Annotated in this window: 21 protein-coding genes; 5 read left to right on the top strand and 16 right to left on the bottom strand. The window is 39.2% G+C overall.

Annotated features, from left to right (window positions below; all coding sequences use genetic code 11):
• Positions 1–66: 66 nt before the first annotated feature.
• The 11 genes from tynA to SOI81_RS07470 form a co-directional block, all read right to left on the bottom strand.
• A complete protein-coding gene (gene tynA, locus SOI81_RS07520; protein WP_320541479.1) occupies positions 67–2382 on the bottom strand; it encodes a primary-amine oxidase in 2316 nt (771 codons plus the stop codon).
• A 207-nt stretch (positions 2383–2589) separates the two neighbouring features.
• Entirely contained in the window at positions 2590–3504 is a 915-nt protein-coding gene (gene feaR / locus SOI81_RS07515; protein ID WP_016140840.1) for a transcriptional regulator FeaR, read from the bottom strand.
• A 198-nt stretch (positions 3505–3702) separates the two neighbouring features.
• Positions 3703–4659 (bottom strand): p-hydroxyphenylacetate 3-hydroxylase reductase component, encoded by a 957-nt coding sequence (locus tag SOI81_RS07510; protein ID WP_080649450.1) that lies wholly within the window; start codon positions 4657–4659, stop codon positions 3703–3705.
• A gap of 45 nt (positions 4660–4704) precedes the next feature.
• Positions 4705–5658, bottom strand: a complete 954-nt coding sequence (locus SOI81_RS07505) for a PDR/VanB family oxidoreductase (RefSeq protein ID WP_320541478.1) — start codon at positions 5656–5658, stop codon at positions 4705–4707.
• A 34-nt stretch (positions 5659–5692) separates the two neighbouring features.
• Positions 5693–6430: an SDR family NAD(P)-dependent oxidoreductase gene (locus SOI81_RS07500; protein WP_320541477.1), complete on the bottom strand. Its 738-nt coding sequence runs from the start codon at positions 6428–6430 to the stop codon at positions 5693–5695.
• Between the two features lie 10 nt (positions 6431–6440).
• A complete protein-coding gene (locus tag SOI81_RS07495) occupies positions 6441–6926 on the bottom strand; it encodes an aromatic-ring-hydroxylating dioxygenase subunit beta (RefSeq protein ID WP_320541476.1) in 486 nt (161 codons plus the stop codon).
• Positions 6927–6936: 10 nt separating this feature from the next.
• Positions 6937–8214: an aromatic ring-hydroxylating oxygenase subunit alpha gene (locus tag SOI81_RS07490; RefSeq protein ID WP_005069110.1), complete on the bottom strand. Its 1278-nt coding sequence runs from the start codon at positions 8212–8214 to the stop codon at positions 6937–6939.
• A gap of 29 nt (positions 8215–8243) precedes the next feature.
• Complete coding sequence (locus SOI81_RS07485; protein ID WP_320541475.1) at positions 8244–8771, bottom strand: nuclear transport factor 2 family protein; 528 nt, start codon at positions 8769–8771, stop codon at positions 8244–8246.
• A 10-nt stretch (positions 8772–8781) separates the two neighbouring features.
• Positions 8782–9141, bottom strand: a complete 360-nt coding sequence (locus SOI81_RS07480) for an IacB protein (protein WP_320541474.1) — start codon at positions 9139–9141, stop codon at positions 8782–8784.
• A gap of 27 nt (positions 9142–9168) precedes the next feature.
• Complete coding sequence (locus tag SOI81_RS07475; RefSeq protein ID WP_080593013.1) at positions 9169–10317, bottom strand: acyl-CoA dehydrogenase family protein; 1149 nt, start codon at positions 10315–10317, stop codon at positions 9169–9171.
• A 36-nt stretch (positions 10318–10353) separates the two neighbouring features.
• Positions 10354–11463, bottom strand: coding sequence for an amidase (locus SOI81_RS07470; protein ID WP_320541473.1), 1110 nt, complete (start codon positions 11461–11463; stop codon positions 10354–10356).
• A gap of 149 nt (positions 11464–11612) precedes the next feature.
• On the opposite strand from SOI81_RS07470, the gene SOI81_RS07465 reads away from it, so the two are divergent.
• The 3 genes from SOI81_RS07465 to SOI81_RS07455 all read left to right on the top strand — a co-directional run bounded on the left by SOI81_RS07465 (position 11613) and on the right by SOI81_RS07455 (position 15186).
• Positions 11613–12080, top strand: a complete 468-nt coding sequence (locus tag SOI81_RS07465) for a MarR family winged helix-turn-helix transcriptional regulator (RefSeq protein ID WP_025470292.1) — start codon at positions 11613–11615, stop codon at positions 12078–12080.
• Between the two features lie 390 nt (positions 12081–12470).
• Entirely contained in the window at positions 12471–13820 is a 1350-nt protein-coding gene (locus SOI81_RS07460) for a spinster family MFS transporter (protein WP_125739616.1), read from the top strand.
• Between the two features lie 109 nt (positions 13821–13929).
• Positions 13930–15186, top strand: a complete 1257-nt coding sequence (locus SOI81_RS07455) for an OprD family outer membrane porin (protein ID WP_320541472.1) — start codon at positions 13930–13932, stop codon at positions 15184–15186.
• A 36-nt stretch (positions 15187–15222) separates the two neighbouring features.
• Here SOI81_RS07455 and SOI81_RS07450 read toward each other — a convergent pair whose 3' ends face one another.
• From SOI81_RS07450 to SOI81_RS07435, 4 genes are read right to left on the bottom strand one after another with little or no spacing between them, the layout of a single operon-like run.
• The gene (locus SOI81_RS07450; RefSeq protein ID WP_239975841.1) at positions 15223–15966 is read right to left on the bottom strand and encodes an SDR family oxidoreductase; all 744 of its coding nucleotides are present in this window, start codon (positions 15964–15966) and stop codon (positions 15223–15225) included.
• A 16-nt stretch (positions 15967–15982) separates the two neighbouring features.
• Positions 15983–16681 carry a histidine phosphatase family protein gene (locus SOI81_RS07445; protein ID WP_016140827.1) on the bottom strand — a complete coding sequence of 233 codons (699 nt, stop codon included), beginning with the start codon at positions 16679–16681 and terminating at the stop codon, positions 15983–15985.
• Complete coding sequence (locus tag SOI81_RS07440) at positions 16678–17799, bottom strand: phosphotransferase family protein (RefSeq protein ID WP_320541471.1); 1122 nt, start codon at positions 17797–17799, stop codon at positions 16678–16680. The genes SOI81_RS07445 and SOI81_RS07440 overlap by 4 nt, the downstream gene beginning before the upstream one ends.
• Before the next feature lie 18 nt (positions 17800–17817).
• Positions 17818–19059: an acyl-CoA dehydrogenase family protein gene (locus SOI81_RS07435; protein WP_320541470.1), complete on the bottom strand. Its 1242-nt coding sequence runs from the start codon at positions 19057–19059 to the stop codon at positions 17818–17820.
• 88 nt (positions 19060–19147) lie between these two features.
• Here SOI81_RS07435 and leuO point away from each other — a divergent pair, with 88 nt between their 5' ends.
• Both leuO and pcaU read left to right on the top strand, forming a co-directional pair.
• On the top strand, positions 19148–20068 hold the full coding sequence (leuO, locus tag SOI81_RS07430) for a LysR family transcriptional regulator (protein WP_320541469.1): 921 nt from the start codon (positions 19148–19150) through the stop codon (positions 20066–20068).
• Positions 20069–20110: 42 nt separating this feature from the next.
• Positions 20111–20923 carry an IclR family transcriptional regulator PcaU gene (gene pcaU, locus SOI81_RS07425; RefSeq protein ID WP_004701378.1) on the top strand — a complete coding sequence of 271 codons (813 nt, stop codon included), beginning with the start codon at positions 20111–20113 and terminating at the stop codon, positions 20921–20923.
• Between the two features lie 94 nt (positions 20924–21017).
• Here pcaU and SOI81_RS07420 read toward each other — a convergent pair whose 3' ends face one another.
• On the bottom strand, positions 21018–21884 hold the full coding sequence (locus SOI81_RS07420; protein WP_320541468.1) for an MBL fold metallo-hydrolase: 867 nt from the start codon (positions 21882–21884) through the stop codon (positions 21018–21020).

The following is a 21884-nucleotide window of genomic DNA, read 5'->3' as shown; positions in this document are numbered from 1 at the left end:
TGAATGGTCTACCAGACGCTAAGAGTGGGTAACCAATTCGTTACCCATCTCGCGTGATACACGTCTTTAGTGATGGTCGTGCTGCGTGTTTTGCTCTTCTTCGCCCAAGTTTAAAGTCGGCGTATTATCAAAAAAGTTCCACGGTTTGATAAGTGTATTCACCCATTCTGTCGGCATGATTGGCCATTCTTCTGCACGTGCCACATGGGTTGTGCCTGTTGTCATCCACACCACAAGATCTTTATTTTCAATATTTTCATTGTTGCTAATAAACTGGCCTAAACCTGTGTCATGAGTCGAACGGTTTGAATATTTACCTTCAGGATAACGTTCATCCTGATTATATTGCGTCACCCAAATTTGCTTATCCATAAAGTTTAAACGTTTAAATAACCATTCATCTTTAGAAAAATTAGCACCCTTCGCCACAGGATGTGTTCCACCTGCAAAAGGAATGAGCTGGTAAGAAACAGGATTACCTAATTTATTTTCCTTGTTGAAATTAGTCAGTAAACGAATGGTAGATGGATCAAATTTTTCAGCCGCATTCTGCTCATTGGTAATGACTTTACTGTCAATTTGCATTGTACTTGTACGCACGCCGCCTCGATCATTGGTCTTCACCACAGGGTCCATATGCATGAAACTATTATTTTCGCCATCTACATCCATATCTAAGCGGAAGTTATAGATATGTTGATGGGTTGTACCCACAATATTATGGTCAATTAAAGTGCCATATTTGGTGTCTTCTTTTGCGGTACTGTCATGCATGGTTCTTGCTTTAACGCCTTTAACCGCTTCAATACCTGTAGCACCTGCATTAATGCCAATTACGCCATTTTGAGCAAATACCCAGTCAAACATGTAATCGTAATTACCCACTGTACTAATCCAGCGCACGACAAGTTCACGGCGAGCTTCACTGGCATCTTGATCACCAAAAATTTCTTGGTGTTTATATTCAGGGCCAGCATAGCGCTCAAAAATTGCAATCGCATTTGGAATCACTTGTGGCTGGCCTTTATAGTCTGCAATGACAGCATCAAGTAAAACCGCATTTTCTGGTGCATCGGTCCCAAGCTGAATGGCTGATGTGAGTGTTCCCATTCCGTACTCACCAGAGTCCAGATAAGACTTAAAGTACCATCCCATGTCAGGGTCACCATATGGAACCACCATTCCACCAAGGTTACCTTCATACATGACTTTACGTTTTACGCCTTTATCTTTATATGTCACGGTTGAAAGCTGTAAGCCCACACGTGAATCTAATGCAACATGGAAACACCAATTACCCCAATGTACCGTTTGTCCTGTAATAGAAAAGTTCTTGCCTTCGGGTTCACTAATGTTCATCGGTTTGATTTTCGGTGGTTTGGTATTTTTAGTGGCATAAGGTCGATCCGTCATCGGAACAGGAATCATGGCCCCTTCTTCGATTTTAATAATTTTTTCTTTATCTAAATCAACCACAGCCACCAAATTTTCAATTGGATGCGCCCAATAGTTACCATCGCCAGTATCTAGATACGACACAACTTTTAAAACATTAAGTTGTTTATCCAAACCATCTTTACCACCAAAATATCCAACGGTTAATGGATTGGTAATGACTTTCTTAACATCTGTTACACCACGTTTGCGTAAAGCATCCTGATATTCTTTACTCGCTTCAATCACGCGCTGTACAGTTTCAAAGTTATCGAGCAAGACCATTCCATGAGTATCTTTAAGTACATTCCATTTTGTGACTTGCTGAGTGTTAAGGTTAACTTCACCTTCAATCGCTTGATTGCCTTTTAACAAAATGAAAGATGCAATTCGAGCGTCTTTATATTCTTTGTGATTAATAAAATAATCCCAAACTTTGGCTTTTTCTGGTTCTTTTAGTTTTAATTCGGCAAAACGCATATTTTTATAGGCATATTTTGAGCGATTAATGACATCAAATGTCTTTTTAATTTCGTCAGAATTTAAACTATTGAGTGGATGAAACGTATTTTCAACTTTAAAAGTTTGATCTAAACCAGACTGAAATACTTCATTAAAGAAGTCTTTTCCAATAACAGGTTTATTATCTTTAATTAATAGTGGGACGCTTAATTTTAGAGGTTTTCCATTCACTAAAACCTGATCTGAATTTGGCTTGGCTCTTACCACGATAGAGCCTTTGGTAATCATATAAGTATTAGTAAAATCGTCTTTGACAACTTTAGCGCCTTGCTCACTCATGTTTTGGTAAAGAGATACCATTTCAGCTTTTCCACCATGAGCAAAAGCTTGAGTATTTAATCCCCAAAAGCTTGCAGCTATTGATAAGTTAAGCGCTAATATCTTTTGTATGTCATTCAATAATCGTTGTTTACGCATTGGTTTCATCCTTTTCTCTATCCCTGAACCATCTGAGTCAGACAGTTAAAATGCACTTTCCTATGTGTGAAATTTATTAAATAAACTTAATAGTTCTATGCTTATTAAGCTCATCTAACCTGTTCTAATTAATTTAATTTCAACACACTTGCATGGGGCTAGCTTGTTCAAGAATGACCTAGAACTTGTCTAAAAATGACATTCAGAGATGAAAATTTAAACTGTCATACCCTCTCTAAATTCTTTAGGAGAAATGCCATAAGTCTTCTTAAAGATTTTTGAAAAATGAGCACCATCCCAAAAACCCCATTTCAAGGCAATCTGGGTAATTGAGCTTTGTTTATTTCTTTTATCGAGTAAATCTGCTTTGACTTTTTCTAGGCGTTTGAGCTGTATATATTTGTTAATAGATAAATTTTCTTGAAGAAATAAACGGTAGAGATGTCGTAGTGATACTCCAATATGCTCTGCAATTAATTTAGGGGTTAAATCTGGTTTTGCTAAGTTCTCAATAATAAAACGCTCGGCTTTTTCCATCAGGTTATTGGAGCTATTAATATTTTTATAATTAATTGTGGGTTTGATTAAGGCAATTAGGGCATCTTCAAAAGCATTACCATCTTCGGTTGCGTACCAAAGTTTGATATTTTCGGGGGACATATTTTTCAAAATATTTTTTAGTAAAAAACCACTCATATTTTGCGTAATCAGTTTTCCAAAATATTCGGTACTAATATTTTCTTTAAGTAATTTTTCACGTGAGAGATGGACGGAAATCTGGCTTACCAAGCCTTGTGGATACATCGAAATGGTTTCGACTGGGTCGACCAACACAATATCGCCTTCATTCAGAGTTAAAGTTTCATTTTTATATTCGAGCAGCATTTTTCCCGAATACTGCAAAATCAAAAAGCAAAAACGATTATTAACGCGGTCGATTTCATCGGCTTTTCGGACAATTTTATTGGCATTGTTTTTGATAAAAGCAATTTCGGTATCACCCAATAAAAAGCATTGAACCTCACCAATGAATAAATTACGGGTTCCATCAAAATCGGTTTCAAAATTACCGCACACATTTTTAATGTGGTGCGTCCATGTGAGTAATGCATCACTTACATATTGGTTCATCCCTTACCTCTCTATACACGCGCCACAGCTCAAGACTTTTCTTTTGCTGTAGTTCACTGTCTTGGCTTATTTGCAATCATGTTTTATTGATAAACAAATTATGTGCCAAAAATTCCTTGTCCATGGAATTCTTTTATTGATAGTCAGCTAGATGTAAAGAAGCTGATAAATCAATTCAATTTATCAGCTTAATGGGGCTTATGCTACACCTGCAAAATCTCGCAGCATGGTAATAAAAATATCCTTTTGCTCATCAGAATATTTTTTAAACACTTCATTTTGGTGACTGTCGGCAATATCAAACAAATACTGCGCCGTTTGTTTACCTTTCTCGGTCAATGCATACAAATTATCGTGATCGACCAGTAACCCTTCAAATTTTAGAATTTCAGCCGATCTTTCAACTTCTTGCATTGGCATGGCAATATCGCGCGGTAAATCTTCTTTACTTGAAGCAGTACCACTTGCCAAAACAAGTAAGAGACGTGATTCACTGGTACGGAACCCAGAAGCCATTTGCTTTGGAATATAGTCAGTTTGATAAGCTTTAAAAGCACGACTCATCAAATAGCAGACATTATTATATAAGTGCCCATAATGTGTTTGGTCTACGCCGTTCTGTTCAGTTTGTTTAACTTGAAGGCTCGGATGCGGCATTACACAAGAATATGCACCTTGATGGTAAACCAGCGGGCTTCGGCCTTGGTCATGAAAACGCACCACTTTACCAATAATAATCCAGTGGTCACCACCTTCGATCACTTGATAACGTTCGCACTCAAACACCGCAGAACAATTTTCTAAAATGGGTGCGCGTCCTGCGCCAAGTTGAAAATTGGTGTCGGCAAATTTATCAATATTGCGTCTCGAAAACTTATTTGACAGCTCAATTTGCGTGCCCGATAAAATATTGACAGCAAAATGTGTTGCTTCTTCAAATACTGAAAAACTTGACGATTTTTTATCAATACTCCACAAAATAAGTGGTGGGTCTAGAGACACTGAGTTAAAGCTATTTGCAGTTACACCGACTTTCTCACCTTGTGCATTTTGTGCGGTAATAATGGTAACGCCTGTTGCAAAATTTCCTAATGCTCGTCGGAACTGTAGTGGATCGACCGTAAACTCATCTATTTGTTGTAATACATTCATCATCTTTCTCCTAAACCTTCTCTTACATCCATATAAATCGCGAGAGCATTAGATATCTAAAACTAGTCTCGGTGTTTTAGAGCGCGAACAGCACACCAATATTTGCTCATTGCTGGCCTTTTCTTCATCAGTAAAATAAACATCTCGATGATCAGGTTCGCCTTCAATCACATCACACATGCAGGTTCCGCATACCCCTTGCTCGCAAGACATCTCAATCTCGATGCCTTCTTTAGCCAAAGCCTGCAAAATGGTTTCACCTGCTTCAACCATAATGATTTTTCCACTACGCTCAGCCACCACCTCAAATGAATCTCCAGATGTGTCAGTTTCCACTTGGAAATATTCTTTGTGGATTTGCTGCTCAGGAAAATTGTGAGTCGTAGCAAGGTTAATCACCCAGTCCATAAAACCGACTGGACCACAGGTGTAAATATGGCTCTCAAGATCAATATCTTTAATGGCAGATTCAAAAAATGCTCTATGGCTTGCACCTTCGGATTTAAAATGAAAAGTTGTGTACTCGGCTAACTCACCATTTTTAATTTCATCAACAAAAGCACAGTTTTCTGGGCTAGCGCCGCAGTAGTGAAGCTCAAATGATTCGCCTTCATGTGCAAGTTGATATGCCATCGTAATTAATGGCGTAATCCCGATACCACCGCCAATCAATACACTATGTTTCGCTTTTAAAAGCGGAAATAAATTTTTTGGCTCACTGACCTGAATTTGCATGCCATCTTTAATTTCATCAAAAGCCGAGATTGAGCCACCACGTGATTCAGGATCACGTAAAATTCCAAGGCGAAACTTACCTTCGTCATTTGGATTTTGGCAAAGTGAATATTGGCGCACCATGCCATTCGGTAAGTGCACATCAATATGCGCACCCGCTTCAACTTTTGGCAATGTTGTAGAAGTTGCAGATTCAAATTCCATGACTGCAATATTTCCACCTTCCACATGGCGATTTTTAACGACAACTTCATAAAGTGTAGTCATGATTCAACTCCCTTTTCATGGTTAAGCTCGTGGCTTAACGCATGAATAAACCACCGTTAATATCCCATGTTGCACCAGTCACAAACCCCGCATTTGGACTCGCGAGCAAGCCACAAGTTTCAGCAATAAAATGCATACTTCCTAAGGCTTTAACCGGAATATTCTGGATGAACTGTTCCATTTTTTCGTCTGGCACCACACTATGAACAATTGGTGATTCCATTGGACCCGGTGCAACCGCATTGACGGTTACCCCTTTTGCCGCAAACTCTTTGGCAAAAATTTTGGTTAATGTCACAATTGCGCCTTTGGTTGCCGCATAGTGTGCACCCGTTGCAGTACCGCCATTTTGTCCCGCTAACGATGCCATATTAATGATGCGTCCATAGCCTTTTTTAGCCATATATTGGCCAATAATTTGACAAGCCTGAAAGGTGCCGCGTTGGTTGACTTGGGTTACCCAATCAAAATCGGCTGCGGTAATTTCTAATACTGGCGTTGCTTTGGTGACGGTGGCATTGTTAATCAACACATCAAGTTTAGAAAATTTTTCTTCAATCCATTGCACGGCAGCATGAAAATCTGCTTCGACAGAAATATCTAATTTCACTGGAAACATATTTTGTGCATATTGACTTTGTGCCTTGGCATTTTCGGCTTTTTCAAACGTACTTGCCGACAAAATCACTTGATGGCCTTGGCTCGCAAAATATTCAGCAATGACATTACCGAGTCCAGAAGCAGCACCTGTCACTAAAACAACCTGTTTCATATTACCGCTCCTAAAGAATGTAGCTAATACCAGCTAAGGTATCGGTCGAATTAACCAAGTTAATGATTTTACGGTTAATCTTAAAACCTGTAGCCGCATCACGAGTCAAATGGTAAGTAATATCTGCGGTGTAATGCTTGAGGTTTTCTTTACGAAACTCACGTAAGTTTTGGGCACAACGTAAAACGATTTCATCATCTTGATCTTGAACAATGCGCACACGAGAAACGCTACGCACCGTATTTGCTTTAGGCGCTGTAGAAATTGCTTCACCATTTTCAAGACGCTCTACACGTAAAGTACGCATATGATTATCGTCATAGGCATAATTTAAGTTGTTTTCATAGTCCGTTAGGTTTGGGTCAATTGGAATGATATAAACGCCTTTTTCATTCCATAAATTGAGCCATTCACGGTATTCACTGTGGTCTAACATATCTGCTTCAGCCCAGATGAAAGCAGTGACTTCATTTAATAATTGCAGATTTATATTCATTGCTCTCTCCTTAAGCCGTCATCATCTTTTTCCACTGCTGATAGGCTGCACGCATACCTGTTTCAGCACTGACATCACTTTTTAAGCCATCTTCGGTTTTGACTTCACCCGGTAAACCGCGATTGAGCATGATCCATAAATCATTGCCAGCATTGGCGCCGTGCTGTACGCGCTCCCAAGCTTCTGAGTCATCTGGCGTACCAAAGCCAAATGGACCTTGGAAATGTTCATGCAAACGTAGGCGGTATTGGTTGGCAATTTGTGGTCCACCGTCCATGGTAATTACCGAGTGATGAATTTCTGTTTCAGCAACTGAAATTGGCTGTAACACACGGAAGAACGCCATTGAACATGCAATATTTGGGAATAAATTTAAGTTAAAGCCAGAACCACCCACTGCACGGACAATACGGCGTACTTCTAACTCTTCATGGCCTTCGTCGCGCAAAGCTTGAGCCAAGTCTTCAAAGCGCTCTTGAATTGGTCGCTCCATAAGCTCTTCGTCTAGATCAACCAATTCAGGAATCATCACCATCACACTGTGACCGTTACCTAAGTCTTCAACAAAGCCCGGTTGGTTTTCGAAGTTAAAGAGTTCTTCGGTTTTTTCATCGACAGAACTTAAAAATGACTTGTGTACCAATGGGAAGTGATAAGCATCGGTTGTATTTTCAAGCTGGATTTTCCAGTTACCCGGGAAACGGAAGCGGTGTTCACCCAACACTTTAATTGGATAACCTGCACCTTGTTTCATAAACAGGTCAATCCATTTTTTTGCTGGCCCAAGGAACTCTTCAAGCGGTTGAATGTCTTCTTTAAATGAAGCGAAGATCATGCCGTTATATTCTTCTACACGTAGACTCACTAACGGTAATTCTGATTTATCTAAACAATCGCCGTAACTTTCCGGAGATGGCACACCGCGCAAACTACCGTCAAGTGCATAACTCCAACCGTGGTATGGACATACAAAACTGTTGGTTTTTCCTTTCTTATGTTCACATACAGTTGCTGCACGGTGACGGCAACGGTTTAAAAGTACATGGACTTTCTTTTTACGGTCACGCACCACAACCACAGGCTGTTTACCGATATTAATGGTTTTATAGCTTCCGCCTTCCGGAATTTCGCTGGCATGCGCAACCCACACCCAAGTGCTATAAAAGATTTTTTCCATCTCTTCATCAAAAATGCGTTCATCTTTATAAAGAGAAGTATGAGCACGGTCACTTTGAACCAAAGCATCGTAATCAATGCCAATGTTATGCGTCGGGATAATACTGTTCATATCAATAGTCCTTTTAAATATGTCCTGGGTCATTCCTGGGAAGGTACCGGCAATTCAGCTTCACTGTGCCAATGCGATACGGGACGACTGAAAATATTCTGTGTTTGGAAATGTTTAATTTTCCATGTTCCATCTGCTTGCTTTTGAAACTTCACATTGAGCTTTGCTGCATTCAGATGACTACGGCCATCTTGAAAGGTTGAAGTTTGCAACATCAGCCAAGAAGCATTTGCATAGCCTTGGTTTACATAAATTTGTTCTGAATTGACAAAGTGTGCATTCATAACAAAGTGAGATTCTTTTTGGGTATAGCTTTTAAACATGTCGTAAATCGACTGCCAAGAATCATAACGACCAAAAGATTTGGCATATTTCTCGCCAATACCTTCCCAAATACAGTGTTGATCAAAAAGATTCATTAGCTCGTCAAGGTCTGTATTTGCATTAAGCTCGTCGCAGATTTCCATATAACGGTTCAGGCAGTTGCGAATGGCGTTGTGCGCTTCTAACTGTTCTAGTCGCTCTAAGATTTCTGCAATATTCACTTTGTCAGTCATTGCGGTCGCCTTAACGTTGGATAATCAATTCGCGCCCAACACGAGCTTCAACTTTGCAATATTTCCAAAGTTTGTATGGGCCTTCACCCACTACCGTCGTTCTAAATAAGTTACAAGCAGCATGTACGGTTTCAATATCCGGAACATCTGCAAGTAAGTAGGTTGTCCAAGGCCAGCCCGCACATGGACCAACCATGCTTTGGTCATCATCAAGATTTCCAAAAACATGTACGCCCGGTAAGTCATGAATGCCATTCCACATTTCACCAAATGCTGCCCAAACCGCTTTTGCTTCAGCAGGTTCCGCATCAAAAAAGTTTTGGTTAATACCCATGCAAAACAACACGCGTAATGATTTTTTAGCTTCCATCTCAATATCCTTTTTAAAAATTAAAACTTATAAATAACCAGGGGTTGGCTTTAACCCGAAACTAATTGAGCCTGCATTTTGTAAGGTCGCATCACCCATAAAGGCATGTTGGGTCACCACGTTGGTGTCATTTACAAAACGGCTAAACGGATTGTTGGTATAGATTGCTGTCATACCCGCGAGCATTTGCATTTTTCGGGTGACTTTGGCGCAAACTCGAGCTGCATGGGTACATGCCAGACGCATATCACTAATTTGTTCAGCAGTGGCTTCACGCCCAGCAATAATTTCATTCCAGACAATATCCATGGTTTGATAAAACCAAGATTTTGCAGCCTGAAACTCTGCATCAGCTTGAGCAAACTCATATTGAGTCACTGGGCGGTTTGCAATTTCTGACCCGCCTGTAATAGATGCTTTACCCGGTGCTAATTTTTCAAATTCTTCTAGTGCAGCAGCTGCAACACCAATACCTACCACAGTTAATACTTGAGTCGCTAAAGACAGTGACGGATATTTAAAAAATGGCTCACTTAGTTTTGAAGGTTCACCACGGACAAAGGTCCATTTCTTTTCGACCAATACATCTTCGACCACCAAATCATGGCTTCCCGTACCTTTTAGGCCAACGGTGTCCCAAGTCATTTCAATTTTGGCTTTTTTCGCAGGCATCACTGCCATACGTGGTAAGCCCTGCATTTCATTGTTTTTAAGTGGTGAAATCCCCACACCAACAATGTCAGCTCCCATACAACCGCTTGAGAATTTCCAACGTCCACGAACCACAACACCTTCATCGGTAATTTCAGCAGGTTGTGGTGGAAAAATACCTCCGGCAAACACAACATCTGGTCCGTTTTGGTACAATTCTTTAAGCGTTTCTTCTGGCAAACTTCCTAAATAAGCAGGGCTCATGCCGAAACTTGCTACCCAGCCCACCGAACCATCAGCTTTAGATAAAGTTTCGATCAATTCGCAAAACTGCCGTGGTGACCATTCTTCACCACCAAAACGTTTAGGCACCAAGGCACGGTAAACACCAATTTGTTTAAGTTTTTCGATAATATCTTGGCTCACGTAGGCCTGATTATCGAATTCACCTGTACAGGCACGCTCACGTATTTCTTGGCACAAAGCATCTAAGTCAACTGCTTTGTCTTGAGAAGCAAACTCCATTTTAGACAACTTATTCATCATCTAACTCCTTGTAATTTATTGCATTGCATCAACACAAAATTTAGCTATAGCGCATAATTGCTCATCTTTTTGATGCTTTGATACGATCTGTAGGCCCACGGGTAACCCTTCACTGGTTTCAAGTGGCACTGAAATGGCTGGATGTCCTGATAAATTAAATGGTCGAACTAAACCCGTAAGATTTAAAAAAGCGACCGTGTTTTCAGCTTCAGAAACTTTCGGTGGAATTTGTGGAAGTGTCGGTAAAACCAATGCATCATATTTTTCTAGTAGTGCATCAAGTTCTTGGGTCAGCTGCGCTTTCACAACTTCTGCTTGTTTCACTTGCTCTAAAGTTGTTGCGGCAGCTTTTAATAAACGACCGTTTACATCGGAACCAACTAAGCCTGTTTGAGTTAACTCACCAAAAGCTTGCCAATTTTCATAATTAATAATCTGCATACCTGCATCAAAAGCCGCTTCAAAATGTTCAACTTTTTCTAAAGTGGTCTGTAAATTAGCTTTTTGAAGTGCTTGATAAATACAGTTCCAAATAACCTCATCTGCTTTCACATCCAGAACAGCAAGTTTTGGTGCATTAGTAGATGCAGAAGGTTTGAAAGTTGGATCAATAATCTGCATGGCCTTTTCAATCATCTCGACTGAATTTGCAAAAGGGCCAACGCAATCTAAAGAACTTGACGGTGGATAGACGCCCTTTCTGCTAACACGGCCAAAAGTCGGTTTTAAACCAAAAACTCCGCAGCACGCAGCAGGCATACGGATAGAGCCGCCCGTGTCGGTACCTAAAGTAAAGTCAGCTTGCTTGGCAGCAACTGCTGCAGCCGAACCACTCGAAGACCCACCTGGAATAAGTTCAGGATATTTAGGATTAACAGGCGTACCAAAAGCGTGGTTAATGCCTGTAATACCAAAAGCCAATTCGTGCAAATTTGTCTTGCCAATAATTTCGCAGTCAGCTTGCAAGATGTTTTTAACCACCTCAGCATCATCGTGTGCAGGTTCAACATTTAATAAAGCTCGACTGCCAGCAATGGTTTTTAGACCTTGAATATCAATTGTGTCCTTGACCATCACCTTGAGCTTGCCACTTCCTTTGTGCACGCTTTGGCTAACAATATTCATTCACTTTTCCATGTATTTTTATTCATTAATCAAAATATCGGAAAATTTAATGGAATTGTCAAGTATTTTTTATAATTTGTTCTCAAGGAAATATGCAAAATTTTGTTTATAATAGGATTACCCTTTTTTCACTAAGTTATTGCTTAGCTATGCTTGATCATTTAGAACAATTTCTTCCTAATAAAGAACCGTCGAGTATTCAAAATTTTCCTTTTTTTTGGGTTTCCCAAGTGAATGGAAAGTATTCACAACTGATTGAAAAATCAATAAAAAAACTAGGTATCGATAATACACGCCGTAAAATTATTTTAAGTACTAATGCTCTTGGGGAAGCCAGTATCACCGACATCGCCAATCTTTCTACTTTAAAATTAACTACCGCAACCAAAGCTGTATATCGGTTGGTAGAAGATGGAATTGTCGAGGTCTACTCTTCTACCTCCGATGAACGCATCTCGATGGTGAAATTAACAGCCAAAGGTATTGAGCTGGTTGAACAGATTAATCAAATTAGTGTGGTCACCTTGGCAGGCATCCTGAATGCGTTTTCAGAAGATGAATTGCACAATTTAAATTCTCAGTTAAAGAAATTATTTGATCTTATGCCATCAAGTTAGATATTTCTTTCAATAAAAATTAGCCCTTTTGAGCAGTTAAAAATTTATCTTCTTTAACTGCTCCTTTATTAAAATAAATAGAATCAAATTATTACTTCATTAAAATATTCGTATATTTCTACTTAACATACTTTTTAAGTATTCTAACATACTCAACAAGTAATGGAATTTTACATATAAAAAGAAAATAATAATTCCATGATCTTAAAAGCCCAATTACTTCCTAATTGGATTTAGACACTCTCTTCCGGTCTGTACGAGACCAAATTACTCATTTCTAGCCTATTTATTATTCTTATCTAAAGGGGGAAAAGTATCGAAAACTTCAGAGGAATAATAAAAGTTAGATATCAATTTCTTTAAAGCGTTTTATACATAAGGATTAAGTGTATGAACCAAAGTAATATCGCTGTTGAAAGGACACAGAAGAAAAGCAATGCCTATGCATGGTATGTGGTGATACTTTGTATGTTGGCATATATATTTTCATTTATTGATCGCCAAATTCTGGCGCTGATGATTGAACCCATCAAAGCAGATCTCCAACTTTCAGATACCCAATTTAGTTTGTTACATGGTCTTGCCTTTTCACTATTTTATGCGGTTATGGGATTACCACTCGCCTATATTGCTGACCGTTTTTCACGACCAAAACTGATTTCAATCGGGATTATTGTTTGGAGTCTAGCAACGGCAACTTGTGGTTTAAGTAAAAACTTTATTCAACTGTTTTTAAGCCGTATGGCGGTCGGTGTAGGTGAAGCTGCGTTATCTCCAGCTGCTTATTCAATGTTTAGCGACATGTTTAGTAAGGACAAACTAGGCCGTGCTGTTGGGATTTATTCAATTGGTGCTTTTTTAGGGGGCGGTATTGCCTTTTTAGTGGGTGGCTATGTCATTAACTTGCTTAAAGGCGTGACACTCATTGAAGTTCCACTATTAGGCGCACTTAAAGCATGGCAAATTGCCTTTTTAGTGGTGGGTTTACCCGGCATTATTATTGGGTTGTTATTTATTTTGACCGTTAAAGACCCTGCGCGTAAAGGTCAACAGCTCAACCAACATGGACAAGTCGACCAAGTTAAATTCACACAATGTCTTCAGTTTATTAAAAAACATTCGAAAACTTTTGCTTGTCATTATTTAGGTTTTACCTTTTATGCAATGGCACTCTATAGCCTAACTAGCTGGACACCTGCATTTTATATTCGAAAGTTTCAACTTGCGCCGACAGAAACAGGCTATATGCTTGGTACGATTCTATTAATCGCAAATACATTAGGTGTGTTTTGTGCAGGTTGGTTAAACGACTGGTTTATTAAAAAAGGTCGTCAAGATGCACCGATGTTCACAGGTGTGATTGGGATTGTTGGCCTGATTATTCCGATTGCATTTTTTACCCAAACAGATCAGCTTTGGCTTTCAGTCAGCTTACTGATTCCGGCAATGTTCTTTGCGTCTTTCCCTTTAGTGATTTCGGCAACTGCTTTGCAAATGTTAGCCCCAAACCAATTTAGAGCACGCCTTTCTGCCCTCTTCCTTTTGGTCAGTAACTTAATTGGGCTCGGTATTGGTACAACATTGGTAGCCATTATTACAGATAAAGTTTTTGGTAGTCCGTTAATGGTGGGTTCTTCTTTGTCTATTGTGGGTGGTCTGTCTTGTGTACTGGCTTTAATTCTGCTTTTTAAAGGCTGCAAATTCTTTAGTGAAAGCATGAAACTTGAAAAATTAAATTAATAGCTCTCAATAATTGCAAAAAAGTACTCTCTATCTAAACACATAGAGAGTACTCAAATATTCAAAATTAAGTATTGCCGAGGACAGGCATATATCTGGGAAATGGATTATGGAATTATTTCACCGTTTTAAACCACACACTTTAGCTGTTACTACTTTATTACTTATGTGCAGCAGCTCATGGGCTGCAAATCCGAATCAGCAAACTGAAGATGAATGGAAATTCACTTTAAAAAATGCATATATCAATCGTGATTTTGATAATGATGCATTAAAAGATACTGGTAGTTGGTCTCAGGCAGCGTCATTATTTTATAAATCAAAAATGCATGACACTCCCTTAGTCATAGCAGATAAGCCAATCACGATTGGGGCCGATGCTTCTGTCCAATACGCCGTGCGCCTAAGTTCAGACAAACATGTCGCCGATACAGTTTTGCCTTTTAATAAAGAAACACAATCTCAGGCATCAGACTATCTAAAATACGGCGCGACTTTAAAACTAGGTTATGACAGAACTCTTTTAAGTGTCGGTGAACTCTGGCTAGATTTACCTGTAACAGCTGTTGATGCTAGCCGGCAGTTACTCACTTCATATTGGGGAACTAACTTAAAGTCGCAACTTTCAGATCAGCTCTATGCTGAAATTGGTCGGGTTGAAAAAGTGTCTCCACGTAATGAAGAAGACTTTAAAAAGTTTTCATTTACTGCAAATGGAATTACTAAAGAATCTGATGGCCTTAACTACATTGACTTGCGATATCAATTTACACCGTCACTCAAGGGCGAATATTACTTCGGTAATTTGGAAGACCTCTACAATAAACACTATGTTGGACTTGAACATACGTGGAAGAAGCCAACTTTTGCCCTTACCTCTAAGTTTAAGTACTTTAATGCAAAAGATGACGGCAATACTTTTGATATTGATGCGCAGAACATCGGATTACTTGAAACCGTTAAAGTAAAAAACCATACCTTTGGTTTAGGTTACCAACAAATTATTGGTGAATCGGCTTACCCGCTACCAGATGGCTTCTTACCAGAAACCTATTTCATTAACTGGAATGCCACAGGTTTCTTTAAAGAAGATGAAAAGTCTTACCATGTCATGTATGGCTACGACTTTAAAGATTATGTACCCGGTTTAAATGCGATGGTGAAATATGTTTACGGCCATGATTTTAAAGCAGCCAATGGTGAGAAAAACCATGAAACCGAGTCGAATGTGATTTTAAACTATGCATTTCAACAGCCGTTCTTAAAAGGCGTTGCCCTGCAATACATTCGTATTGATTACAATGTTAAGCATGGTAATGATTTTGGTGAAGACCGTCTATTTGTCAATTACACCAAAAAGTTCTAAATAAAAAAATACCCCCTAAAATTTAGGGGGTAACTATTATCCTAATTTATTGACCAACTTTAAAGGTAAAACTTTCATGGCAATACTCATTGGTAACCATGGCCACTGCGGCACATAAGCCTTTACAGGTTGTTTTTCGATGGCTTTGACCAAAGCTTTACATCCTGTTTTGGCATCTACTTCAAAAGGTAAATGTTTAGCACCCTCATTCATTTCAGTTCGGATGTAACCCGGAAAAATTGTAGAAACTTTAATTGGTGTATCCAATAATTCAGCACGAATACCTTCGGCCAAGTGAGCCACCGCAGCTTTACTGGCCGCATAGGTCGATAAATGTTTTGGTAATCCACGCATAGCACTCATGGATGACATCACCACCAAATGACCTGCGTTTTGTGCTCTAAAAATTTCAACCGCTGCTTCACATTGCGCCAAAGCAGAAATAAAGTTCGTTTCAGCAGTTGCCTTATTAATTTCAAAATTACCTTTACCAATGCGGCGGCCATTTCCGACTCCCGCATTTACAATAATTCGGTCTAAATAGCCAAATTCTTGTTTAAAGGCCCGAAATACTTCAAAAACTTGATCGTAATTGGTGACATCTAGACTTTTTGCAATGACTTTAATCCCATACTCAGTTTCAAGTTCAGTTTTTAAATCTTCCAATCTGTCTAAACGGCGTGCACAAATTGCTAAGTTATAGCCTTTGGCTGCAAATTCATGCGCCATACCCGCGCCAAGACCTGAACTTGCACCTGTAATTAAAATTGTCTTTGTCATGTTTTTATCCTTATTTTTAAATCCATGTCAGTAAATCTGGACGTTTAGCTTTTATAAAATGATGTTCATTTAAACTTAACACCTGAGCTTCATTTCCAACCAAACGCAAAGTGGTGAGGCTTGTATTAGCAATTGCCCAATTCAAAGCAAAAGTTCGATTGGGACTCAGTTCAAGTAGTTTGCCAATTGCTACTGAAATGACACCGCCAGAGGTAAAAACAACTGCATAGCGAGGCTTGGTTTTTGCCAAATCATCACAAAGTTGCTGCAATGCCGTTTCGACTCTTTCCTTAAAGTGCGGCCAAGACTCATCATATTCATGATGAAAATCACCATCTGTCCATCGTCCAATGGCACCTTCAAATATTTTGGCAAGATATGCACGTGGGTTTTGTTCTTGCGCCACGTCAGCTTTTAACAGTTCAGGCTGTTCAAAACGTGGCTCATAACGGGCAAAAACTTGCTGATGGTTAAACTCATTCCATAAATTATTATGATGAATCACCGCATCTGGAAAGCATTCATTGAGTGCGAGCTTTGCAGTTTGTTCATGGCGCTGCATAGTTCCCGCAACTACATACGGTTGTTCTTTCAATATTTGCTTAAAATATTGACCTAATAAAGTCGCTTGAGCTTCACCATTTTCAGACAGCTCATCATAGTTACTTTTACCAAATGATGCCTGCCCATGTCTTACCAGATAAATTGTGGTCATCTTCTTAAAATACCCTGTATTTTCTGTAGAGATTGCTGAGCAAATTCTGATTCTTGCAATTTTTGCTGCGCGATAAGTTTTAAAGCTCTGATATGTAGTGCATGAATGACAATCCAGAAATCTTTAAAAGCAGGGTTTCGGGTTTGCTTGTGGTAATAACGGTAATAGATTTGCTGGGCAATCACGGCTAAACGAAATACACCAAATACTTCATAAAAAGCCCAATTTGTAGGTTTCAGTCCTGTTTTTTGCAAATAATACTCAACCACTTCTTTTCGAGAGAACATTCCCTTTAAGTGAGTCGGCTGACGGCGTGTCGATCTAAAAATCATGTTATCCGTTGGCTCAACCCAATAGGCTAAGGCACTTCCCAAGTCCATTAATGGATCACCCAAGGTCGCCATTTCCCAATCCAACACACCAATCACCTCTGTTGGATGTTCTGGGTCTAACACCACATTATCAAAACGCCAATCATTATGAATAATACAAGTCGTAGAGTCCTGAGGGATATTATCATTTAGCCATTTTCGAACATATTTAAAAGAAGGAACGTTGATTGTACGGACTTTCTCGTAACGTTTATCCCATCCTTCAACTTGTCTACGGCAATACCCTGTACCTTTGCCTAGTTCAGCTAAAGGCGTGTTCTCATAAGGAACTTGATGTAGCTCAATCAACTTATCAATAACGTTTACACAAAGCTCATGAACATCTTCTTCATTAAAACCAAGTTCAGGCGGCAGTTTTGCACGAGGAATAATACCTTCAATGCGTTCCATGACATAAAAATCACAGCCAATGACCGATTCATCCTGACAAAATGCCACCATTTTAGGAAGCACTGGATAATAAGGCGCAAGATTTTTCTGCACCATATATTCACGGGCCATATCGTGGGCTGACTTCGCTTTTGTTCCTTTTGGAGGACGCCGTAAAATTAGATCGGTATTTTCATACTTTAAACGATAAGTCCAATTCGACGCCCCACCTGTATATTGAGTAACAACTGCTGGTCCAACCAACTCAACACCTTGGCTTTTTAACCAGTTTTCAACTGCCCCAATATCAAGCTCTTCACCTTCACGTACTTCACCGCCTATATCAATTACCGACATATTCACTTCCTTTAAACCTTATACTTTCTTATGACGGCCATAACCACGTTTGGCCAACTCTAATTTGGCAATCATGCCTTTATGTACTTCATCTGGACCATCAGCTAAACGTAAACTGCGTGCTTGGGCAAAGAAACCTGTTAATGGTGTATCTCTTGAAACACCCGCACCGCCATGTAGCTGAATCGCCATATCGACTACTTTTTCTAAAACACTCGGAGCGACCACTTTAATTGCAGATATTTCTGTTAAAGCAGCCATATTTCCTAAAGTATCCATTTTATAAGCAGCATACAAGGTTAAAAGTCTGGCTTGATCTATGGCGACTCGGGCATCAGCCACGCGTTCGAGGTTTCCACCGAGTTTTAAAATTTCTTTGCCAAACGCCGTTCTAGACATGCCGCGATCAATCATAAGTTCTAGCGCTTTTTCAGCAGCCCCAATGCAACGCATGCAATGGTGAATACGTCCTGGTCCTAAACGGCCTTGGGCAATTTCAAAACCTTGCCCCGCTCCACCAATAAAGTTTTCGATAGGCACTCGAACATTATTAAAATGAACTTCACCATGTCCATGCGGTGCATCGTAGTCACCAAAAACAGGTAACATCCGCTGAATTTCAACACCTGCCGTATCAATCGGTACTAAAACCATAGAGTGTTGATGATGACGGTCTTTGGTTTCATCTGGAGTATGCGCCATAAAAATAATGACTTTGGCATTTGGATCACCTAAGCCAGACGACCACCACTTTTTGCCATTTAAAACAATTTCATTACCTTCGATTAAGGCAGTCGCTTGCATATTGGTCGCATCACTTGAAGCAACCTCGGGTTCAGTCATACAAAAAACCGAACGGATTTTGCCGTCCAATAAAGGCTGTAGCCATTGCTGTTTTTGTTGTTCACTACCATAACGCCATAACAATTCCATATTTCCCGTATCTGGTGCATTACAGTTAAAAACCGTAGGTGCCAATAAACTACGGCCAGTTAATTCAGCTATATGAGCATATTCTTGAACAGTTAACCCAGCGCCCAGCTTTTCATCGGGTAAAAACATATTCCAAAGGCCAGCATCCTTCGCTTTAGATTTCAGAGTTTCTAAAAGCTCTGGCCATTGCCATTTTTTCCAGTTTCCGTCTGGATTTAACTCATGAACTTCTTCCCAAAATTTTGCTTCGACAGGTTCTATTTCTTCTAAAATAAATTTTCTAGTTCGCTCGGTGAAGTCCTGAGCTTTTTTTGAGAGTTCAAACATTCTTTTTCCTTTACAACATTATCTGGTCTTTACATCAACATAACTTGAAACTTAATATGAATGAAATGATTTTATTAAATAACACCTCATGAATAATATTCATAACCTGCACAGCCTAGACTTAAGCTTTTTTCATCGAATAGATATCAATTTATATCCGCTATTTATCGCGATTTATGAGCAAAAAAGTATTTCAAATGCGGCAAGTAGTCTTAATATTACGCAGTCGGCAGCAAGTCACGCCCTGCAAAGATTACGTCAGCAACTTGAAGATGATGTATTTATACGAGTAGGCAATAAAATGTCGGCTACTCCTTTTGCAGAACAAATTTATCCGACAGTGAAACAGGCACTTTTAACAATTCAAAATATTAGCCAGCAAAAACATGTCTTTGATCCAACAAGTCTAAAAAATTTAAAAATCGCTGTGCATGATGAAATTGAGCCGATTATTCTTCCAAGACTCGCTCAACACTTTCAAAATCTTAATTTAGATTTGCAGTTTGTCAGTATGAAGCTAGATCGAAAACATATCATGGCGGACTTGGCAACACAGCAGCTCGATTTTGTGATTGACCTAGAACAATATCTATCTCCAAAAATTACCTTTGACCATTTGGTAACAGATGAGTTCGTCATTTGCAGTCAACTTAAAGAAGTCGATTTATCGAGCTATATTAGTGGTCGACATATCGGTGTTTCGTCACGCCGTACAGGCGCGTTACTTGAAGATATTTATCTAAACCAACATCAAAAAATTTCAAGAAATGTATTTATGCGCTGTCAGAACTACTCAACGGCGCTACAAGTTTTAGGTGCTCAAGCCAACGCAATATTGACGATGCCTCGTATGATTTTGCAGCATTTATCTTATAGTCCAGAAATTTGCTTACATTCTCTGCCTTTTGAGATAACCAATATTAAAATGGGTATGTTTTGGCACGAAGATTTAAGGGATAATTTAAGGCATCAATTTTTGCGACATGAAATTATTAAACTTTTTCAGTAAAGCAAATTGATCTACTAAGCTTCTATCGTACAAGGATCAGTAATGAGTAAAGATGAACGGATAATCCAGAATCAGGACAACAAAAAAACGATTCGTCATGAAGATTACATTGCTGGCATCGGTAAAGGCATGGCAATTTTAGATAGCTTTAGTAGTAATCAACATCGTTTAAATATTTCGATGGCGGCCGAAAAAACCGGACTCACTCGAGCGGCAGCAAGACGCCATTTATTAACTTTAGAATATCTAGGTTATCTTGAGTCTGATGGACACTATTATTATTTAACTCCCAAAGTCTTGAAGTTTTCAGGAGCTTATTTGGGTGCAGCCCAGCTTCCGAAAGTGTCTCAGCCTTTATTAAATCTGTTAACTAACCAAACATCTCTCATTTACTCGGTGATGGTACTTGATGGGTATGAAGCCATTACCATTGCCCGTAGTGCCGCGCACCAACAAACAGACCGTGTAAATCCATACGGCTTACACTTAGGTAACCGTCTGCCTGCTCATGCGACCTCAGCGGGTAAAATTTTACTGGCACATTTAAGCCAACAAGAACAACTCGACTGGCTTCAAAAATATCCACTTCAGCGTTTAACCAAATATACCCATGTCGAAAATGATAAATTTTTAGAGTTACTAAAAGAGATTCGTGAGCAAGACTGGTGCTATTCGCGTGAAGAACATGAATTAGGAGTTCATGCGCTCGCCGTACCGATTTATGGACAAGACTTTAAAGTCGTTGCAGCTTTAAATATTGTTTCACCTACTATGAAAACAACTGAAGAATATTTAATTCAACACATTTTGCCTTTATTGCAAGAGACTTCGCGGGATTTGAGACAAGTTCTTTAAATCTTACTTAGGCTATTTTTAGAAGATAATTTTATTATTTGCTTAGGCTATTTATAGAGAATGATGGTAATTTGAAGAGTTGCTTAGGCTATTTTTAGAAGTAATTGAATGGAATTTTTAAATAGCGGATGCCATTCGCTTCAGGTTCCGGAAAATTTCCACCGTTCATATTAATTTGAATTGAAGGCAAAATTAATTTTGGCATTGCCAAAGTTGCATCTCGTTCTTGGCGCATTCTTATGAATGAGTCCTTAGAAACGCGTCGGTTTAAATGAATATTGCTTTGCTTTTGAGTTTTAATATCTGTTTGACAAATATATTCATCACGACCTTCGGGTTTATAGTCATGGCATAAAAACATACGCATTTCGCCAGGAAGTTGGTAAAGCTTTTGTACGGAATCATAAAGCTCAGCAGCACTTCCTTTAGGAAAGTCGCATCTGGCCGAACCATAATCGGGCATAAATAAAGTATCACCGACAAAAACGGCATCAGCAATCACATAGCTTAAGCAAGCAGGTGTATGCCCTGGTGTAGGAATGTTATAGGCTTCTATATCTCCTATTTTGAAATGTTCATGATCTTCAAATAAATAATCAAAAGGCTGATTTTCATTAAATTTTTTAAAATCAAAATTATAGATAGCCGAAAATGTTTCTTGTACGATTGAGATTTTTTGACTAATTGCAACCGTACCGCCCAATTGAGATTTTAAATATTGAGCCGCGGTCATATGGTCGGCGTGTACATGGGTTTCTAAAATCCATTGCACTTTAAAGTTTTGAGCCAAGACATAATCGATAATACGATCGGCATTGGTTGTTTTTGTAGTTGCTGATGCAGCATCGTAGTCAAGCACACTATCAATAATTGCGCATTGATGAGTCACTAAATCTGCAACAACATAGCTAAAAGTATTGGTGTTTTCATCAAAAAAATCTTTTACTAGAGGTTGTTGCAT

Source organism: Acinetobacter pittii, from assembly GCF_034067285.1.
GTDB lineage: Bacteria > Pseudomonadota > Gammaproteobacteria > Pseudomonadales > Moraxellaceae > Acinetobacter > Acinetobacter pittii_E.
This window is presented reverse-complemented; position numbering and strand designations above follow the sequence as displayed.

Coding starts and splice junctions, on each gene's coding strand:
- tynA (WP_320541479.1), bottom strand. CDS start 2,382: ATGAAACCAATGCGTAAACAACGATTATTGAATGACATACAAAAGATA.
- feaR (WP_016140840.1), bottom strand. CDS start 3,504: ATGAACCAATATGTAAGTGATGCATTACTCACATGGACGCACCACATT.
- SOI81_RS07510 (WP_080649450.1), bottom strand. CDS start 4,659: ATGATGAATGTATTACAACAAATAGATGAGTTTACGGTCGATCCACTA.
- SOI81_RS07505 (WP_320541478.1), bottom strand. CDS start 5,658: ATGACTACACTTTATGAAGTTGTCGTTAAAAATCGCCATGTGGAAGGT.
- SOI81_RS07500 (WP_320541477.1), bottom strand. CDS start 6,430: ATGAAACAGGTTGTTTTAGTGACAGGTGCTGCTTCTGGACTCGGTAAT.
- SOI81_RS07495 (WP_320541476.1), bottom strand. CDS start 6,926: ATGAATATAAATCTGCAATTATTAAATGAAGTCACTGCTTTCATCTGG.
- SOI81_RS07490 (WP_005069110.1), bottom strand. CDS start 8,214: ATGAACAGTATTATCCCGACGCATAACATTGGCATTGATTACGATGCT.
- SOI81_RS07485 (WP_320541475.1), bottom strand. CDS start 8,771: ATGACTGACAAAGTGAATATTGCAGAAATCTTAGAGCGACTAGAACAG.
- SOI81_RS07480 (WP_320541474.1), bottom strand. CDS start 9,141: ATGGAAGCTAAAAAATCATTACGCGTGTTGTTTTGCATGGGTATTAAC.
- SOI81_RS07475 (WP_080593013.1), bottom strand. CDS start 10,317: ATGGAGTTTGCTTCTCAAGACAAAGCAGTTGACTTAGATGCTTTGTGC.
- SOI81_RS07470 (WP_320541473.1), bottom strand. CDS start 11,463: ATGAATATTGTTAGCCAAAGCGTGCACAAAGGAAGTGGCAAGCTCAAG.
- SOI81_RS07465 (WP_025470292.1), top strand. CDS start 11,613: ATGCTTGATCATTTAGAACAATTTCTTCCTAATAAAGAACCGTCGAGT.
- SOI81_RS07460 (WP_125739616.1), top strand. CDS start 12,471: ATGAACCAAAGTAATATCGCTGTTGAAAGGACACAGAAGAAAAGCAAT.
- SOI81_RS07455 (WP_320541472.1), top strand. CDS start 13,930: ATGGAATTATTTCACCGTTTTAAACCACACACTTTAGCTGTTACTACT.
- SOI81_RS07450 (WP_239975841.1), bottom strand. CDS start 15,966: ATGACAAAGACAATTTTAATTACAGGTGCAAGTTCAGGTCTTGGCGCG.
- SOI81_RS07445 (WP_016140827.1), bottom strand. CDS start 16,681: ATGACCACAATTTATCTGGTAAGACATGGGCAGGCATCATTTGGTAAA.
- SOI81_RS07440 (WP_320541471.1), bottom strand. CDS start 17,799: ATGTCGGTAATTGATATAGGCGGTGAAGTACGTGAAGGTGAAGAGCTT.
- SOI81_RS07435 (WP_320541470.1), bottom strand. CDS start 19,059: ATGTTTGAACTCTCAAAAAAAGCTCAGGACTTCACCGAGCGAACTAGA.
- leuO (WP_320541469.1), top strand. CDS start 19,148: ATGAATAATATTCATAACCTGCACAGCCTAGACTTAAGCTTTTTTCAT.
- pcaU (WP_004701378.1), top strand. CDS start 20,111: ATGAGTAAAGATGAACGGATAATCCAGAATCAGGACAACAAAAAAACG.
- SOI81_RS07420 (WP_320541468.1), bottom strand. CDS start 21,884: ATGCAACAACCTCTAGTAAAAGATTTTTTTGATGAAAACACCAATACT.